Source organism: Pseudoalteromonas sp. MEBiC 03607 (assembly GCF_004792295.1).
GTDB classification, from domain to species: domain Bacteria; phylum Pseudomonadota; class Gammaproteobacteria; order Enterobacterales; family Alteromonadaceae; genus Pseudoalteromonas; species Pseudoalteromonas lipolytica_C.
Genome location: NZ_SRRY01000001.1, coordinates 1,821,205 through 1,839,717, shown reverse-complemented (window position 1 = coordinate 1,839,717; position 18,513 = coordinate 1,821,205). Strand labels below are relative to the sequence as shown.

Sequence of the window (18,513 nt, the reverse complement as noted above, 5' to 3'; positions counted from 1 at the left end):
AAGGGTTTTACCTTCTGTGACTAATCGGTATCATGCAGTGTATAAAAAATAAGGATTCAAACAAATAATGCAGTCGTTTAAAACTTTTTCTTTTTGGTTAGTACTTACCCTTACTTTAAGTGCTACAGCAGGGTGTTCAAGCTGGGTTTACCGTATCAATATTCCACAAGGTAACTTTTTAGAGCAATCTGACGTTGATAAACTTCGCGTCAATATGACACGCGAACAAGTTCTTTATGTACTTGGTAAACCAGTAGCTGAAGATTCATTCGACAATAATACATGGCATTATCTTTATGTATTTAATATTGGTCGTAGTAACGAACAGCGTAAATCACTAACGCTTAACTTTGAAAACGATAAACTGGTTTCACTTTCAGGTGATTATGAACAGCCAAGTGAATTCAATACACCGCTCGAGCAAGAGTAACGAATCACACTTAACAAAAAGGGTAGCTTAGCTACCCTTTTTGTTATGCTTTATTTAAAGGACGACCGCCCGTTACTTTGTTTGCTCGGCCTTCTTCTTTTGCTTTTTCTGCTCGGCGTCTGCGTGCATCTTTTGGATCTGCAATTAATGGGCGATAAATCTCTATTCTGTCGCCATCCTTAACCTGCTGATTTAATTTGCAGGTTCGATTCCAGATCCCTAATGTTAAATTGTTAGCATCGATTTCAGGACATTTGTCAAAAATACCTGACTTTATCACCGCCTGCTCTGCACTGGTCCCTACCGGTACTTCAACAAGTAAACTTGTCGCTGTGGTAGGTAGCGCATATACAACTTCAACAGTAATCATGTGCGTGCTCCGTAAACAGTTTTCGCGCGCTGAGTAAACGCATTCACCATATTTTTAGCAACTTCGTTAAATATTTTACCAAAAGCAAGCTCAATTAGTTTACTGGCAAATTCAAACTCTAAATGTAAGTGCACTTTGCATGCTTGCTCATCTAGAGGTAAAAACTGCCATTTACCCTGTAGCTTTTTAAACGGCCCATCCACTAAGCGTAGCGTAACCGTTTGCTCATCAATAAAGGTATTTTCGGTGGTGAACCACTTTTTCAAACCTGCTTTCGAGATCTCTAAGCTTGCTGTCATGCCGCTGGTTTGTTGTGCAATTATCTTCGCATCAGAGCAATGCGGCAAAAACTCTGGGTACGCATCTACATCGTTCACAAGATCAAACATTTCTTTACTGCTGTACATTACCAGCGCACTTTTTTCTATCTGCGGCATATTCACTCCCAACTGTGTCGGCGAATTTTAGCAAGCTTTGGCTATTTCCCCAAATTTTAGTAGCGTGAAAATTTATGCAAAGCCTTAAAAAAGCGATGTAAAAACGCTGTTTTTACGTATAATATGAGCCACTATGGCTAAGAAAAAATCATCTAAATCGACAAGTAATACCATCGCGCTTAACAAAAAAGCGCGCCATGAGTATTTTTTACACGATAAGTTCGAAGCAGGGGTTGAACTACAGGGCTGGGAAGTAAAAAGTATCCGAGCTGGTAAAGTAAACATCTCTGAGACTTATATTCATATTAAAAACGGCGAAGCATTTTTACTTGGCAGTCAAATTCAGCCACTCAATAGTGCTTCTACTCACGTGATTTGCGATCCTCTTCGTTATCGTAAGTTACTTTTAAATAAGCGTGAAATCGATCGTCTTATCGGTGCCACAGAACGCGATGGGTTTTCTTTAATCGCAACTGCAATGTACTGGAAAAAATGCTGGGTGAAGTTGGAGTTCCACCTTGCTAAAGGTAAAAAGATGCACGACAAACGCGAAGACGGAAAAAACAAAGATTGGGCGCGTGAAAAAGAACGCCTAATGAAACATAAAGCATAATTCTGCTCTTTGAGCCTAACTTAAGGTTAGGCTCTTATCCCTTATAAACTCTCGCTTTTTACAAATAAATCAATACCCTTTCTAAAAACCCATACTTTTTTGCTATTTCAAACAATATCATTTACATGATATCAATCTTTACTGTGATATTTTCACAATACTTTCACAATTAAACAAGGATTGAAATTTATGAAGAACACCCACCGCTTTATACAGCGACCTCTCTATGCATTTACAATTGCAGCGTTAAGTGGCACAAGTTTTATGTCTGTTGCCGCACAATCAGATGGAGCTGAAAAGGTCGAGCGTATTGAAGTTACAGGTTCTCGCATTAAGCGCTCTGATATTGAAGGCCCTTCACCGGTACAATCTATTAGTCGTGCTGATATCGACAATATGGGTTACGACAATCTACAGCAACTATTGGAGCGTATGCCAGTTGCAGGTAATGGAACTTTCTCTACGCGCGGTAATAACCAAGACTCAACAGCAAATGGTGCCGCTGCAGTGAGTCTTCGTGGCTTAGGTTCAGATGCAACACTGGTACTAATTAATGGCCGCCGTGTATCTATTAGTGCCTTTGCAGAAAGCATTACCAATTCATTTGTTGATATCAACTCAATCCCAGTCTCTGCTATTGAGCGTATCGATATTTTAAAGGATGGCGCATCAGCAATTTATGGTTCTGATGCAGTTGCAGGTGTAGTTAATATCATCTTAAAGAAAGATATTAATGGTCTGGAAGTAAACCTAGGTTACGGCGGTACTGATGGTCCTAACTACGAAGAAAAAACGGCAAGCCTAGTTTGGGGTACGAGTACTGAAAAAAGCAGTGCGTCAATCATTATTGACTACTTTAACAACACAGCGCTGTCTTCTGATGAAATGGGTCGCTTAGGTACTGCAAATCAAGAACCTTATGGCGGCATGGATTTTCGTTCATCGCGTGGCTTCCCTGGCTACTTTTACGTAGATGGCGAAAAAACAATTGACCCTGCATGCCCGGCAGAAAATGCCACAGCAAGTGGGAGCTGTTTATTTGACTACGGTCCATTTGGTTATGTAACTCCGGCGTCAGAGCGTGTTGGTGCTATATCACAGTTTGAATACAACTTTGATAACGGTATTTCAGCTTTCTTAGAAGTGGCTGTACAACATAATACATCGCAAGCAGCTGGTGCCCCTACCCCTCTTGATGAAGATGCAGGCTTAACAGTGCCAGCAAGTCATCCAAATAACCCATTTGGCCAAGATATCGAGATTGGTCGCTACAGAACGGTAGATGCAGGCCCTCGTCAATGGGACATTGAGTCAGATACGTTACGTTTTGTTGCTGGTTTAAGAGGTGAGATCAGTGACTGGAGCTGGGAAGCGGCAGTTCAAAAAGGCCGTAGTAAATCAATGCAAACAGGCGATAGAAGCCAAGGTTGGGTGCGCACTGATTTCTTACAACAAGAAATTGACGCAGGTAACTATAACCCATTCGGTGGCACCTATAATGACCAAGCAGTTATTGATCGTATTACCACAAGCTTAGTTCGCCGCGGCGAATCTCACATGACATCATTTGATGCAAATATCAGTGGTGAAGCATTTAGCTTTGGCGATGATGTAGTGATGATGGCTGCAGGTATTGAATACCGTGAAGAAGATGTGAGCGATATTCCAGATGACCAATTCCAACGCGGGTTAATCTTTGGTACTGAGTCTGTATCAGCTGCAGCAGAGCGCGATCAGTATGCTGCTTATATTGAGTTTTCAATTCCGTTAGCAGAAAACTTAGAGCTGCAATTAGCAGGTCGTTACGATGATTACAGTGACTTTGGTTCAACAACAAACCCTAAAGTAGCTGTGCGCTGGGCACCAACAGATTCAATTACTGTGCGTGGTTCTTGGGCTCAAGGTTTCCGTGCTCCTTCACTGGCACAGATTGGTTTAGGTCCATCTGAAGAAAGTCAGTTCTTTGTAGATACTTATCGTTGTCAGGCAACGGGACAGGATTGTAATGCTCTAGATTACAATATCCAATTTGCGGGTAACCCGAACCTTGAAGCTGAAGAATCAGAGTCATGGAACATGGGCTTCATTTGGGCACCAACCGCTGAGTTTGGCTTTGGAATCGATGTATGGAGCATTACACAAGATAATAAGATAGACGAACAAGAGTTCGGCCCTATCTATGATAACAACTGTAACGATCAAAACAGCACTGTGTGTGTGCGTTTGGCACCACAAAATGGTCAAAGTTTAGGGGTAATCCAAAAAGTTTACAGCACCTTTGAAAACGTTTCATCGCAAGAAGTATCGGGTGTTGATGTGTCGGCAAACTACACTCATGCTATGAACGATTACGGCTTCTTAAAATTCAATTTAGAATGGGCATACCAAAACGAATTTAAAAAAGATGGCCGCGATTACACAGGCGAGTACCGTTATCCTGAAAACCGTTGGATTTTCTCAACAAATTGGGAAATGGGTGACTTCAATACCAATGTGAACGTTAGCTACACAGGCGAGTTTGAAGATACACCAGACATCGACTTTGATGGAAACTTAGACTTTGATAGCAACACATCACGTATGGTTGATTCGCAAACACTGGTTGATTTACAAACTGCGTATAACTTTTCAGATAAAATCAAACTATCTGTGGGTGTGAATAACGTGTTTGATGAAGATCCTCCGTTCGCAATTGGCGATGGTGATGGCGACTTATATGGCTATGTATCGAGCGTACATAACCCACGTGGTCGTTATTTCTATACTAAGCTAACAATGCGCTTTAATTAATCTCGTTGAGCTTAAAAACAAAAACCCGCCAATTGGCGGGTTTTTTAATTCGCTAACAAAGGCCTAAATTATAGGTCGCCTTCGTTTTCAGAAAGGAATTTAGCAACACCTTCAGGGCTTGCATCCATACCTTTTTTACCTTCAGTCCAACCTGCTGGACATACTTCACCGTGCTCGCTGTGGAACGCTAGCGCGTCAACCATGCGGATCATTTCGTCGATGTTACGGCCTAGTGGAAGGTCGTTAACTACTTGGTGACGTACGTTACCTTCTTCGTCGATTAGGAAAGAACCACGGAAAGCAACACCAGCTTCTGGGTGCTCAACGTCGTATGCTTTACAGATTTCGTGTTTAACGTCTGCAACTAGTGCATATTTAACTTGACCAATACCACCGTCAGCAACGGCAGTGTTACGCCATGCATTGTGTGAGAATTGTGAATCGATAGAAACACCGATTACTTCAACGCCACGCTTTTGGAACTCTTCAAAACGCTTGTCGAAAGCGATTAACTCTGAAGGACAAACGAAAGTGAAGTCTAACGGGTAAAAGAAGATAACTGCTTTTTTACCTTTGATAGTTTCTTTTAGGTTGAAGTTTTCAACGATTTCACCGTTACCTAGAACAGCTGCTGCAGTAAAGTCTGGTGCCTGACGGCCAACTAATACACCCATTTTTATCTCCAAATATTTGAGTTTATTTCCAATTGCATAAGCAATACTTACCTTTATATGGTTCCAAAAAACTAAAAACCAAGAGTAAGCACTGATATTTTGTAAGATAGTTTAAAGAGGTTACAGAGAAATGAACAATCGGAAATATCGATATCACCAATCGGAAAAATTGATTTAGCTAAGTTACTCATTATCCATTGAATATTAATGAATGAACAACTGACTAAAGAGTAGAGCGTGCCCTTTCAAAGATATATTCTACAGAGCACAACACGCATCTTTAATCAGTACATCAGCAGGCTAACTAATCCCTAAGTACTTATGCACCTGAACTGATAAACGCCAATTTTTCTCAATACATGTTTCAATAGCAAGTTTGGTCGCTGACTGCTTTTGACTAATTGGTTGAAGGTACACTAAACGTGGATTCACACCCGTTTTTAAGAATAAGTCTTCAAGCTCTTCAACATGCTTTTGCATTGCAACAGGATGCTTAATTTCATCAGCACGCTGCATCGCACTGCGCAGTACTTTATAGCCACCACGCATATTAATCTTTGGTGATACGGTCACCCATGTTTGCTCAGGCGCTAAAATCTCAAATGTGCCGCTGGTTTCAATTTGAGTTGAGTAGCCGTTTGCATGTAATAATTCACACACTGGATTTAGGTCGTACATGCAAGGCTCACCACCGGTGATCACCACATGTTTAGCGTTATAGCCACGTTCTTTAAATAATGCTAATACTTGCTCTGCTGATGCTTCTGCCCAATGATCAGAATCCGCTTTTTTCTCGACCGTGTCATCAAGAGACACTTTATATACATTATCAACATCCCATGTTTGCTTCGTATCACACCAAGCACAGCCTACAGGGCAGCCTTGTAAACGTAAAAAGATTGAAGGTGTACCCGTAAAACTCGCTTCACCTTGAATTGTTTCAAACACTTCGTTAATTTTGTACAAAAGACATCTCACTTACGACACGACGGTATAAAATACATACCATCAGATAAACCAAAAACACTGGCAAAAATTGTTATTTAGGCCCGAGCCGTGTAGTATATCGCGCCCTGAAGTAAACCTCTATCAAAAGTAAGAGCAAAACAGTTATGACGCAAAAAGTAGTTGTTATTTATTCCGGCGGTATGGACTCGTTTACCGTATTAAATAAAGCCCTGCAACAAGGCCACGAAGTGTATGCCCTGTCGTTCGACTACGGCCAGCGTCATGTTAAAGAGCTTAAAGTTGCCGCTCAAGTATGTGAAAAATTAGGTGTTTCACATAAAATTGTTGATATTTCAGCGATCAACCAATTGATTGGTGGTTCATCACTGACCGACGATATTGACGTGCCAGAAGGTCACTACGAAGAAGAAAGCATGAAGAGCACAATTGTGCCTAACCGCAACATGATCTTACTTTCACTTGCTGTGGGTTATGCGGTGTCTTTAAAAGCCAGCAAAGTTTATTACGGTGCGCACTCAGGCGATCATGCTATTTATCCTGATTGTCGCCCTGAGTTTGTGCGAAAAATGGATGATGTTTGCCGTATTGCTAATTACGACGCTGTTGAGATTTTCAGCCCGTACTTAAACAATACCAAAATCGACATTTTAACAGACGGTTTAAAAATGGGTCTTGATTACAGCCAAACATGGACCTGTTACAACGGCCGCGACAAAGCCTGTGGCAAATGTGGTGCCTGCCAAGAACGCTTAGAAGCTTTCGCATTAAATAACGTTACCGACCCTATCGAGTACGAATAACCATAACGTTTAAGTTTAAAAGGCGAGATTAACTCGCCTTTTTTGATTGTGTTTGTTGGATAAGTTTTAGCAGCTCTGCAGTGGCAGTCGCATCGGCTAATGCTCGGTGATGATTAGTTAAATTCAATTCAAAATGTGCCGCTAAATTACCGAGTGAATAAGACTTAAGCTTTGGAAATGCCTTGCGCGACTCAACCACTGTACATAGCTTTGGCATTTTAAAGCCCTGCCCGATTGCACTGTATTCTTTGCGAATAAAACCGTAATCAAAATTCACATTATGGGCAACAAAAACACTGCCTTTTAAAAGTGAACGCAGTGTATCGGCAACCTCTTCAAAGCGAGGAGCATCACGCACCATCGCAGCATTAATTCCTGTTAGCTTAGTGATAAAGGCAGGAATACTTCGCTCAGGATTGATTAAACTTGCCCATTGCTTTATCACTTCGCCCGCTTGTAACTGCACAACTGCAATTTCGGTGATTTTATTATTACCTTGTACGCCACCCGTGGTTTCTATATCAACGACACTATAAATACGGTTCGGATCATTAAACCAATTTACTGCGACGATGTTTACTGCAAAGCCCTGCTGTTTTAACACCTCAATACTGACAAGTTGGTTACGTCTTAGTTTGTCGCCAGGGGCTTTTACTTCTTCAAAGGTGAGCTTATCCCCTTTTAGCACCATCAAGTCTGGGTAACCGTCTTTTAGCTGCTTAAAGGTTTTTGACATTTGTAATAAATGCGCTTTTAAATTTGCAAGCGGGCTGTGTTTTATTAATACCTCTAGCGGCTCTAAAATATCGCTATGCCACATAAAAACACCATTAGGTGTTTCGTAAAACTGCCCTGCATTTTTGCAGACATGTTTATACAAGGCTTCATTGCTAGTGAAATTTGCAAGCTTTTGCTCAATTTGTGTTTGTTGCAAAGTGTAAAAGCAATCAGCCTGCAACACCTTTGGGTAAATATCAAATTCATTACACGGCGGGTGCGGAGTCTCTATAAAAAGCTCTTGCCAAAACGTTAAGGTAAAGAAGCTCAACCAAAGATTATTCTCAGTAAAAAATACCGTGTTACCAAGCTGTTGATAGTGCTCGCACACTCCTTGCTCTACATCGCCACGGTAAATATCATCAACCTCTAATTGATGCTCTGTATCCATGAGCATTTGTGTTAAGCGTGAACGTTGTTGCTTGTTATATTTACGCTGTAAAAAATCTTCAGCAAAATACAAAATGCCATCATCAAGTGGGTCTTGAATAATACTTTCAAGCTTTTGCTCAACCCAGTCTTTATCTCCTTGCTTATAACGCTGGCGAATAGCTAGCTCTTGCGCTTCACTGCTGCCTTCACAGTGCTCAAGTAACTCAAATGCAAATGCTAAGTTATGCTCTTTGAGTTGTTTGTATAGGCGAATAAGTAACTTATTTTTAATACTCTGGGCTAGTTCATCTTCACAGCTGATAGCTAAAAGCGCATGGGCTAAGTTTTGATACTGTGTTTGTGACTCGCTTTGCTTAAACTGCATGCGTAATTGGTTTAATTGATAATGTGTTTGTGCCTCGGCTAGCGTTTGAAAACGCGATAAGCTCTCGCTGACATCGCTACGCACTTTTGCAATTCCTAAGTCACGCATCACAAATCGGTTTTGATGATTTATATCGCCGCCACTCAGTCGGCCACTGTATAAAAACTCAAAATATTCATAATATTGGTCTCGGCTATTAACTACAAACTGACTAAACAATGCCTCTAAATCAGCGTGGCTACGATCGATATGTTGTTTACACAGTTGGGTTAAGCTCTGTTTACTGGCTGACTTTTTGTAATCAGGTTGAGTTGCCATTAACGCATCGTTTGCTAATAAGGTTAACAGGGTTGGCTTTGTTAAATGTTCAAGCAATAGATCTAATTCGTCGTTGTTAGGATGCGCTACCAGTCCTTGTTGTTTTAACTTAAAAATAGCACCGTGAAGATTAGGGATCTCTTCATAATTTAATGATGACAATGCGACAATTTTTGGCTTACGAGAATAAATACGCAGCAAAGTACACAAGCTTTGCTCATCAAGTTGAAGGAGTTTTTTAAGAAATTGCAGCTGCTCTGCTAAAAGCAGATGCCTGCACTGAGATTGAATAAACTCAGCAAGCTCAAAGAAGTGACTTAAATAATATTTTGCTGGTAATTGTGTTTTCATAGCCAAACCCGACACTGTATATAATTACAGTATCAGGTATTAGCTAAGCGATTTCAATATTTGAGGCTATTTAACTTTTAAAATACCCACAACCGCGCAAATTGCGCCACCCACCATACCTAACCAAGCTTCAATCGGCGTATCGCCGCTAAAAGTTCGGCTAATTTGCGCACTCGCCGAGTCATACACGTTGTAACCCCAAACCGCGAGTGCTACACCAATAACAATTAAAGCAATCCCTATAATTTTTCCCATTGTGTTGTTCCTTATTGTTGTTTTTTATTACATGTTAGTACGAACAGTTTTGCACATAAAATAATTAGCTGCAAAACCTTAAGCAATAATCAAACTAAAGATTATGTTTTGCCCACTTAACGAAACATGAAGCTCTGCACCAATTGCTCGACTTAACGCCTTGGCAATGGATAAACCTAAACCGAAGTTATCATTAGACGTTCTGGCACTGTCTTTTTGCCATAGTGGATCAAATAACTGGCTAATATCTTCATCTGTTAAGGATAATTTTAATTCATTAGTAACAGAGAATTGCAACTTACCCTCGTCATTCAACTGCGTACTTACAGTCACTACGCTCTTTTCTGGGCTATATTGTTTGGCGTTATTGACAAGGTTGGTGATGATTGATTCAAGTGCAAATAGATTACTAACAATCGCCGGTATATCTTCTTGAAGTGCAAATTCAACTCGCTCTAAATCGCACTTTTCTAAGATGCGCATTATGACCTGATTTAAATCACATGCGTCTTGTTTTGGTAAGGCTTCATTACTGTATTTATGCAGTAGCAATAAGTTCGACACAATGCTTTTTAACCGTTGGCTAATTTTTAGTACCTCGGGTTTAAAATCGGCTTCAAATTCTTTTTCATCAGGAAAACGAATTGCCACTTCGGTCATGTTGATTAGCTCAGCAATAGGGGTTTTTAGTTCGTGAGCGATGTCTGAGGTTAAACGTTTTTCGCGAAAGTAAAGCTGCCTATTTTCTTGAATAAAGGCATTTAAGCTATTTACAATCGGCTGCAGCTCTTTAACTGGTTCTTTAACAACAATTATTGCGTTTTTATCAGCGATACTGAGCTTACTTATATCACGATTTAATTTATTGAGTGGTGCTAGCGAGCTGTCGACCGATTTACGCACAAATAAACGAATAAAGACAATGACTGTTACTGTGGTTACCACAAAAATAATGTCGATAAGCCATAATATAAAATCAACTTCTTCGGAAGATGCGGCATAAGCCAACGTGAGTGTTTTAAAGTTCGGCTTACTCACCCCATCATAAGAGCTGTAGTGCGAATGTGGATCAAACTGCGGTTGAAAGCGAGTATAAATGATCCGTCCATCTCGACCATCTGGTAACTGGGTGGTCATTATTTTCGCTTCACCGAGTTTTAGTTCTTGAAACTTAAGGCTCTTTACTGGAAATAAATCAAGACTTGGTGAGCGAATAAGTACGCCCTCATCAGTCCACATTTGAAAATACTCAGGTTCAACTCGGCCATCAAACTCTGGCATAAACTCACCTGGGTGGTTAAAACCTATCCCTTGGTCGTCCTCATGCACCAGTGTCATTAGCATACCAGCTTTTGAGTGTAAGCCACGATTAAACTCATTATCTATCCAACTGTCGACGGCAATATCTGTGGCTAATAAAATACCTAAAACAAGCCCTGTTATAGCTATGGATAGAGTAAAAACTAATTTACTGCGAATTGATTTCATCACCTTCCTTGAATTATGTAACCAAAGCCGCGCTTGGTTTGAATAGGTAACTCACCACCTGCCGCTCTAACCTTTTTACGTGCCGATGATAAATGCGCCTCAATAGAGTTTTTCGAAACCAAGTCATATTGCCCTGCAATATAAGTACTTAACTTTTCTGATGTAATCACTTTATTTTGATTGCTAAATAAGCACTCAACAATTTTGTATTCGTTGGGCGTAAGGTCGATGACAGTGTCACCGACTTGCAACAGTTTTAATTGTAAGTTCAAAGACAGGTTATCGATGCGGATCACATCACTGATTGTTTTCAAGCCACCGCGACGCATCAAGTTTAATAACCTTGCATGAAGCTCATCAAACGAAAATGGTTTTGTTAGGTAGTCATCGGCCCCTGTCAGCAGCCCTTTCACTTTGTCTTCAGGCTCTTGCTTGGCAGATAAAATCAGCACACGCACATCGAGCTGCTTTGCTCTAATTGTTTGTAATAAGGTAATACCATCAATGCTGGGTAACATAATGTCGAGTATGATTAATTCGTAATCTCCTGTCATTGCCATACTAAGTCCTTCAGCACCATCGCCAGTTTCATCAATGGTAAAACCTAGGTTTTCAAGGCCAATTCGTAGACTACGTCTTAATGACACTGAATCTTCAATAATTAACAATTTCATATGTTACTCAAATAGGTAAAAACACTTTTACGTCATCAGGTTACGCCACCAAACTTAAGATTCACTTAAGATTTACTGAAGTTTTTCTGGTTTAGAAAATATTAAGATTACCATAAGGATTTCTTAAGTTTTGCTTCCTACTATAGCCGTAGTTTCGATTAAGTAAGTACGACTATGACAGCAAAACTCTCCGTTTTAAAACCTTTGTTTCGTTTTACCTTATTATTAATGGCAGTTTTTATGCTGTCGAGAATTGGCTTGCTGTTATGGCAACAGCAACGGCTCGTTGATGGCGATAGCTTAGCGGTGATAATGGGTGGCCTGAGAATCGACTTAAGTAGCCTTGGTTACCTATCAGCCTTAGCTGTTTTGATGTTACTTGCTAACGTGTTTTTGCGCAGTAAGACCACTTTATTTCAACATGCTTTTACTCTTTATAGCAGCCTAGTTGTGACTTTAATCGTGGTTGTTGAAGCTTCGACACCCGCGTTTATTAACCAATACGATGTGCGACCAAATCGCTTATTTGTCGAATACCTAGATTATCCTCAAGAAGTATTCTCTATGCTGTTAAATGGCCATCTGCTGGCTATGATAAGCAGCTTAATTATTGCAACATTAAGTTGTGTGTTTACGTATCGCTTTATAAGCGCAGCATTTAGTAAACAACAAAACACTAAAAAAGTTAGCCAAGTTGTAATACTCGTTACCACCTTATTAGTTTGTTTAATTAGCGCAAGAGGTACTGTAAGTCATCGCCCGTTAAATCCTGCGTTAGTGTACTTTTCAAGTGACTCGCTGGTTAACTCCTTGGCCCTTAATTCAACTTACAGTGTCGCATTTGCTATTAAAAATATGGGCAATGAAAAAAATGCCAGTAGCTTGTATGGCACCATGCCACGTGATGAAATTTTACAAACAGTCAAGCAAGCCGCCTATAAACAGCAATTTATCACTGAGAGTATTCCTACTCTTGCTAACAACCAGCCGTTTAACACCGGCAAACAAAAGAATTTAGTTATCATTTTAGAAGAAAGCTTAGGCGCACGCTTTGTTGGTGAGTTAGGTGGCATTGGCGTGACTCCAGAGCTTGATAAACTTTATCAACAAGGCTGGGGGTTTGATAATTTATACGCTACTGGCACACGCTCTGTTCGTGGTATCGAAGCAGTTACAACGGGGTTTACTCCTTCTCCTTCACGCTCTGTGGTAAAACTTTCTAAATCACAGCACAACTTTTTTTCTCTTGCCGATGTATTAACCCGCACCGGTTATACCACCCAATTTATCTACGGCGGTGAAAGCCATTTTGATAACATGAAAAGCTTTTTCTTAGGGAATGGCTTTAGCGATATTGTCGATATTAATGACATACAAAGCCCAGAGTTTATCTCATCTTGGGGAGTAAGCGACGAAGACTTGTTTAATCAAGCTGATAAAGAGCTAAACGAGTTAAATAAAACGGGCAAGCCTTTTTTCAGCCTTGTGTTTACGTCAAGTAACCACGACCCATTCGATATACCAGAAGGTAAAGTAACGCTACCTGATGGCCATGACCCAGAAAACTACAAACGCGACCTAGCAATTAAATACGCTGATTATGCACTAGGTAAATTCATCGCAAAGGCAAAAACACAAAATTACTGGCAAGACACGGTATTTTTAGTGGTTGCTGATCATGATGTGAGGGTGTTTGGCTCAGAGCCTGTACCGCTTAAATCTTTCCATATTCCTGCTGTGATCCTAAACAGTGATGTAGAAGCAAAGCGCGATACTCGCTTAGTCAGCCAAATAGACTTACCTGCTACTTTGTTGTCTTTATTAGGTGTAGGGCAAGCAACTCCCATGCTTGGCTATGACTTAACTAAACAATACCCTGTTGAGCGCGCCATGATGCAGTATTACGACAACTTTGCTTATGTAGAAAATGGTGAGGCGGTAATACTAATGCCAAACCAAAAAGTGAGTTATTGGCGTTATGACACAACCAATAAAAGCCAAGTTGCCATTGATAAACCAACCACTGACTTAAACCTTGCCAAAAAAGCGCTGGCTCATGTCTTATTTAGCAATCTTGCTTATACCGAAAAGCTGTATCGCTTACCGAATAAATCATAGCGATGAGGAATGACTATGAGTATGCAAATCAAACAACTTTTTACTAAAAAATGGCCCGTTAGCTACAGCCAATTTGTCTGGCTAGTGTCTTTATATTTAGTTATCGCTTTTAACGGCTTATTTTTATATAACGTCTTTGAGGCGGCAGCCAAGCCTGGGCATGTCGACTGGTTATTCATAATAACCGTGCCGTTTTTCTTATTGGCATTGACGGCAATGGTGCTAAGTTGGCTGTCGTTAATCACCTTTGTAAAGCCCATACTTTTGACAAGCGTGGTGCTCTCGTCACTGCTGTTTTATGCCACTTTGAACTATGGCGTGATCTTCGATAAAAGCATGCTGCAAAATGTCTTAGAAACAAATTCAGGTGAGGCATTTTCATACCTGAATGTACAAGTGATCGCTTTTATTGGTGTGCTTGGGGTGCTGCCAGCCTATTTGTTTTCTCGCTTTAAGATTGTTGGCCACTTTCGCGAACGCCTAAAAAGCTTTGCGCTATTAAACCTTGCAGCTGTTATCGTTGTAGCCATTATTGCGGTACCATTTTATAAAGATTATGCCTCTGTAGGGCGTAATAACCGCCAATTAACGAGCTACATAACTCCTTTTGCATTTTACACTGCAGGTTATAAGTACTTGCGCGATAATTATTTTTATCCACCTTTACCATTTAAAGTATTAGATAAAACACCGCATTTATTGGCTAAGCAGCAAAGCTCACTCACCATTATGGTAGTAGGCGAAACAGCACGAGCTGCCAATTTTTCACTGCAAGGTTATGAAAAACCAACCAATCAAAATACACCTAAGCTTGGGGTAAAATATTTCAGTAATGTTAGTTCATGCGGTACAGCAACCGCAATTTCTGTACCTTGCATGTTCTCTCGATTAGACCGCAACAGCTATGATTCACGCATAGCACAAAGCCAAGAGAATGCGCTTGATATCATTCAACGAAGTGGAGTTGAAGTAACATGGATTGATAATAACAGCAGCTGCAAAGGGGTTTGTGTACGTGTTAAATCACAAACGATAGAACCGACAAAGAGCAATCCACTTTGTGATGGCCATTACTGTTTTGATGAGGTACTCGTTGATGAGTTAGCAGCAACACTTGCCAAGAGTAATGCAAAGCACCAACTAGTGGTGTTACATATGATTGGTTCACATGGGCCAACCTACTATCGCCGCTACCCAAAAAAAGACACTAAATTTTTGCCTGACTGCCCACGTAGCGATATCCAAAATTGTAGCAGCGAGCAACTCACAAACACCTATGACAATACCATTGCTTATACCGACTTAGTGCTGAGTAAACTAATTAACTTGCTTAAAGACAGTAAAGCGGATGATAAATCACTGCTATATGTCTCTGATCATGGTGAGTCGTTAGGTGAAAAAGGTTTGTATTTACACGGTTTTCCATATGCATTAGCGCCAAAAGAGCAAACTCAAGTGCCTATGCTATTTTGGAGTAATAAGCTAGCCGATAGCCGCTTTAACCAATGTATTGAACAACAGCGTAACCATGCTTTTTCACACGATAACATTTTTGACACCCTACTTGGCTTAACCCATGTCGGAAGTACTAAATATAATCCTGAGCAAGACATTTTTTATGCTTGCTCAAAACAAAGCTAACGAAATAGAGATTTCATACTATGCAATTTGATAGCACTAACAAACCCATAGGCATTAAACGTATTCGCCTTGCATTTAAAAATTCCCAACGTGCATTCACGTGGTTAGCAAAACATGAATCTGCTTTTAAACAAGAGCTGATACTATTGGTCCTTGCCATAGCCGTGGTTTTTATCTGGCAAATTACCCTGTATGAGAAAATCATGCTGCTTGTATCTGTGCTATTTGTGATGTTTGCTGAAGTGGTCAATACGGCAATTGAAGCAGCAATAGACCGCATAGGCCTTGAAATTCATCCGTTATCAGGCCTAGCTAAAGACTTGGGGTCAGCAGCCGTACTTATTGCTCTTACAATTTGTGCGCTAGTATGGGGCGGTGTATTTGTTTACAACCTAAGTTAACTGGCTTTTTTATCATCCGGGGTGTCATTACAAAGTGCACAATGTCGCCCTTTTGATGAGTGATATAAACGGGTTGCGATAAAAATTGCCGTTGCAATAAATGACCAAAGTAATGCAAAACTCAATGCACTTTGTGTGTCGTGACCTTTAAGGATTTCTACCATAAACAATAAAATAGCCACCAGCGTGAAAACTCTAGTGGCTCTTAAAATCCAAAATTTTGTACTCATAACTTACTCCTTTAAAAAAGTAAGTGTAGTTCAAAGTAAGCAAAAACACCTAAAAACCCAAAGCAGGCTCAGACAAAATCTGTACATTATTTTTAAATACTTCTAATTGCCCTGCCGGAGATTGTTCAGTACCTAGCACGATAACATGACACACATAGCGATAGCCGTTATTCATAAATGTATAAAAATGGTTACCGCCACTACCATCAAAGCTTAACGTGCCCCCTGTTATCACCAATCTTGGCTCATCCAGCATTGATTGTTCAATATCCCAAGCCGCATAGCGGTATTGATTTTCTGCCAACTCATCAATACGAATTAAATGCTTTTTTGTCTTCCAAGTTAGTATCGGCTGAGTAAATTCGCGAAGGGTTTCGTGTAAAGCTTGTTTTTGCTCTTCAATAAGCGCTTCGCGTAATGTTTTTTCTGCATCTGATTGATAGGGCACAGCCCAAATAGAGCCATCAAAGTCTAACCAAAGTTTGCCTGAATCAAACATAATGCCGCGCCAACCCATCATCTCCCAATCATGACGAATATTTGAGTTAGCTATCGACTCAACAAATTGCTGATCAAATACCTGCTCAAATTTATCGATAAGCATTTGCTTATTCTCAATGTCTTTAAGAGGGGCTTTACGCTGCAATGGATAGTGGACTCGTTCTGCAATCGCCGCTTTATCCCCTGCTTTAAACGCTGCAACCACAGGTTTTACTATTTTGATATGCTTTGTTGCGGCAGTAGCCCATGATGAATAAGAGCTACCAATCAGTACGATTGCACTTAACAAAACTGCTTTCACTTTAGAATCCATTTTTTAGTTTTATAAAGCGTAACAAATTAGGGGACACGCAGTACAGCCTCAACTAAAATTCTAATTGAACTGCATCACTCTGATTACCTAATCTGTCAACGGCTATTACTTTAATTGTTGTTAATGTTTGTTGCTCTTTTTCTGTAGCAACTTTGAGCGTATGTTTATTGTTTGCATAAAGCTGATAATGCCAATCGTCACCGTATTTAAAATACACCAAGCTCTGCGTTACTTGTGGTTCATTTACATGCTGCCAAGATAGCTCAATGTGATTTGCTGAACGTTCATATGAAACTTTAAATGGCTCAACCGCTGGCATGTCTATCCAAGGGGTTTGCGGTATTAATGCTTGGTGCTGAAACACGCCTTTTGCTAACGCATCACTCATTAATCGACTACCGTCAAGCGCCGCAACATTCCAAAAAACAGTCCCTGGCGATGCTAAAAATCCTCGGTTAATCATGAGCTGATTAACCACTTCATCGACACCCGCTGTATCAAACGACCGAAGTGCGTTAATACCCGGCCATAAATGACGTTGTTTGGTGTTTTGTGTTTGCCACCAATTTACCAGCAGTGGATAACTTTGCGCGTACTGGTTTATTGGCCAGTACAATTGTGGAGTTAAGTAATCAAGCCACCCCTCGTTTAGCCATAACTTAGCATCCGCATAGAGCTTCTCGTACTGATCCATGCCACGAATTGAGTCTGGATTATTGGGTCTGTAGATACCAAATGGGCTAATGCCAACTAACACATGGGGTTTAGTTTCTTTAACACGAGCATAAAGGCGTTTAACAAATTGATTGACCGCTTCTCTACGCCAATCTGCAACTGTTAACTTGCCGCCCGCTTTTACATAAGCCTGATATTGTAATGCGTCAGGGAAATCTTCGCCTTCATTATAAGAAGGGTAAGGATAAAAGTAGTCATCGTAGTGAATAACATCTAAATCGTAATTTTTAACAAGTTCCGTTAATGTATTTAAGGTGTGAGCAACCACATCTTGATCGGTTGGTAAAAACCAATAAGTACTATTTTTTAGTTTTACCACTTGGTCTGGCATACGTGTGACCACAGAGTGTTCAGACACACGGCCACCATCAGGATGATGGGCTCGATAAGGGTTGAACCACGCATGTATCTTTAGGCCACGCTTATGTGCTTGCTCAATCCAAAACTGTAGCGGGTCATAAAATGGTACTGGTGCTCTGCCCTGCTCGCCAGTTAAATAATAAGACCAAGGCTCACGACTACTCTGATAGAAGCTATCTGCTTGCGGGCGTACCTGAAAAATCACAGTATTAAAGTTATGCTGTTGTAATTTATCGAGAATTTGAATCGCTTGCCGTTTTTGCTCTGTAACAGCTAACCCAGGCTCAGTTGGCCAGTTAATGTTTGCTACTGTGGCAACCCAAGCAGCACGAAACTCCCTTGCGACCTGTGGTTGGTAAATCGTACCAAGCAGTTGTTTTTCAGTATACGTTGTTTCATTTTTTGACAATAAACTACACGCACTTAAAACCAAGCACATGCTCAAAAGCGATAAAATTTTTAAATACATGATCAACCTCATAAAAAAGGCACAGCAATCATGTTGCTGTGC

The 18,513-nt window shown here is 40.4% G+C and carries 18 protein-coding genes; 7 read left to right on the top strand and 11 right to left on the bottom strand.

From position 1 onward, the window contains the following. Positions 1-67 precede the first annotated feature (67 nt). Complete coding sequence (gene bamE / locus E5N72_RS08420) at positions 68-430, top strand: outer membrane protein assembly factor BamE (RefSeq protein WP_135924054.1); 363 nt, start codon at positions 68-70, stop codon at positions 428-430. 43 nt (positions 431-473) lie between these two features. On the opposite strand, the gene E5N72_RS08415 is transcribed toward bamE, so the two are convergent. Next, complete coding sequence (locus E5N72_RS08415) at positions 474-800, bottom strand: RnfH family protein (RefSeq protein ID WP_135924053.1); 327 nt, start codon at positions 798-800, stop codon at positions 474-476. Beyond that, complete coding sequence (locus E5N72_RS08410) at positions 797-1,237, bottom strand: type II toxin-antitoxin system RatA family toxin (RefSeq protein WP_135924052.1); 441 nt, start codon at positions 1,235-1,237, stop codon at positions 797-799. The genes E5N72_RS08415 and E5N72_RS08410 overlap by 4 nt, the downstream gene beginning before the upstream one ends. Positions 1,238-1,370: 133 nt before the next feature. On the opposite strand from E5N72_RS08410, the gene smpB reads away from it, so the two are divergent. Continuing rightward, on the top strand, positions 1,371-1,850 hold the full coding sequence (gene smpB / locus E5N72_RS08405; protein ID WP_063700124.1) for an SsrA-binding protein SmpB: 480 nt from the start codon (positions 1,371-1,373) through the stop codon (positions 1,848-1,850). Positions 1,851-2,039: 189 nt separating this feature from the next. Further along, positions 2,040-4,640 (top strand): TonB-dependent receptor, encoded by a 2,601-nt coding sequence (locus E5N72_RS08400; RefSeq protein ID WP_135924051.1) that lies wholly within the window; start codon positions 2,040-2,042, stop codon positions 4,638-4,640. 68 nt (positions 4,641-4,708) lie between these two features. On the opposite strand, the gene E5N72_RS08395 is transcribed toward E5N72_RS08400, so the two are convergent. Together E5N72_RS08395 and queE are read right to left on the bottom strand one after the other, a co-directional pair. Next, positions 4,709-5,314 carry a peroxiredoxin C gene (locus E5N72_RS08395; protein WP_135924050.1) on the bottom strand — a complete coding sequence of 202 codons (606 nt, stop codon included), beginning with the start codon at positions 5,312-5,314 and terminating at the stop codon, positions 4,709-4,711. 300 nt (positions 5,315-5,614) lie between these two features. After that, on the bottom strand, positions 5,615-6,280 hold the full coding sequence (gene queE / locus E5N72_RS08390; RefSeq protein ID WP_135924049.1) for a 7-carboxy-7-deazaguanine synthase QueE: 666 nt from the start codon (positions 6,278-6,280) through the stop codon (positions 5,615-5,617). 122 nt (positions 6,281-6,402) lie between these two features. Here queE and queC point away from each other — a divergent pair, with 122 nt between their 5' ends. After that, positions 6,403-7,083: a 7-cyano-7-deazaguanine synthase QueC gene (queC, locus tag E5N72_RS08385; RefSeq protein ID WP_276605834.1), complete on the top strand. Its 681-nt coding sequence runs from the start codon at positions 6,403-6,405 to the stop codon at positions 7,081-7,083. Between the two features lie 28 nt (positions 7,084-7,111). Here the strand turns inward: queC and E5N72_RS08380 are convergent, their stop codons facing one another. The 4 genes from E5N72_RS08380 to E5N72_RS08365 form a co-directional block, all read right to left on the bottom strand. Next, complete coding sequence (locus E5N72_RS08380) at positions 7,112-9,286, bottom strand: exonuclease domain-containing protein (protein WP_135924047.1); 2,175 nt, start codon at positions 9,284-9,286, stop codon at positions 7,112-7,114. A gap of 66 nt (positions 9,287-9,352) precedes the next feature. After that, entirely contained in the window at positions 9,353-9,541 is a 189-nt protein-coding gene (locus E5N72_RS08375; RefSeq protein WP_135924046.1) for a DUF3185 family protein, read from the bottom strand. 78 nt (positions 9,542-9,619) lie between these two features. Next, positions 9,620-11,029, bottom strand: a complete 1,410-nt coding sequence (locus E5N72_RS08370) for an ATP-binding protein (protein ID WP_135924045.1) — start codon at positions 11,027-11,029, stop codon at positions 9,620-9,622. Then, positions 11,029-11,703 (bottom strand): response regulator transcription factor, encoded by a 675-nt coding sequence (locus tag E5N72_RS08365; RefSeq protein WP_135924044.1) that lies wholly within the window; start codon positions 11,701-11,703, stop codon positions 11,029-11,031. Before E5N72_RS08365 ends, E5N72_RS08370 begins: the two co-directional genes overlap by 1 nt. A 174-nt stretch (positions 11,704-11,877) precedes the next feature. On the opposite strand from E5N72_RS08365, the gene E5N72_RS08360 reads away from it, so the two are divergent. Genes E5N72_RS08360 through E5N72_RS08350 form a run of 3 tightly spaced genes read left to right on the top strand, consistent with a single transcriptional unit; the run spans position 11,878 to position 15,863 of the window. Next, positions 11,878-13,821: an LTA synthase family protein gene (locus tag E5N72_RS08360; RefSeq protein ID WP_135924043.1), complete on the top strand. Its 1,944-nt coding sequence runs from the start codon at positions 11,878-11,880 to the stop codon at positions 13,819-13,821. A gap of 9 nt (positions 13,822-13,830) precedes the next feature. After that, positions 13,831-15,462 carry a phosphoethanolamine--lipid A transferase gene (locus E5N72_RS08355; protein ID WP_135924042.1) on the top strand — a complete coding sequence of 544 codons (1,632 nt, stop codon included), beginning with the start codon at positions 13,831-13,833 and terminating at the stop codon, positions 15,460-15,462. Between the two features lie 20 nt (positions 15,463-15,482). Continuing rightward, positions 15,483-15,863 carry a diacylglycerol kinase gene (locus E5N72_RS08350; RefSeq protein WP_135924041.1) on the top strand — a complete coding sequence of 127 codons (381 nt, stop codon included), beginning with the start codon at positions 15,483-15,485 and terminating at the stop codon, positions 15,861-15,863. Here E5N72_RS08350 and E5N72_RS08345 read toward each other — a convergent pair. The 3 genes from E5N72_RS08345 to E5N72_RS08335 all read right to left on the bottom strand — a co-directional run bounded on the left by E5N72_RS08345 (position 15,860) and on the right by E5N72_RS08335 (position 18,471). Beyond that, positions 15,860-16,093 carry a hypothetical protein gene (locus tag E5N72_RS08345; protein WP_135924040.1) on the bottom strand — a complete coding sequence of 78 codons (234 nt, stop codon included), beginning with the start codon at positions 16,091-16,093 and terminating at the stop codon, positions 15,860-15,862. The two genes, E5N72_RS08350 and E5N72_RS08345, sit on opposite strands and share 4 nt — an antisense overlap. Positions 16,094-16,142: 49 nt before the next feature. Further along, positions 16,143-16,895, bottom strand: coding sequence for a hypothetical protein (locus tag E5N72_RS08340; RefSeq protein WP_135924039.1), 753 nt, complete (start codon positions 16,893-16,895; stop codon positions 16,143-16,145). Positions 16,896-16,959: 64 nt separating this feature from the next. Next, positions 16,960-18,471, bottom strand: coding sequence for a family 10 glycosylhydrolase (locus tag E5N72_RS08335; RefSeq protein ID WP_135924038.1), 1,512 nt, complete (start codon positions 18,469-18,471; stop codon positions 16,960-16,962). Between the last annotated feature and the right edge of the window lie 42 nt (positions 18,472-18,513).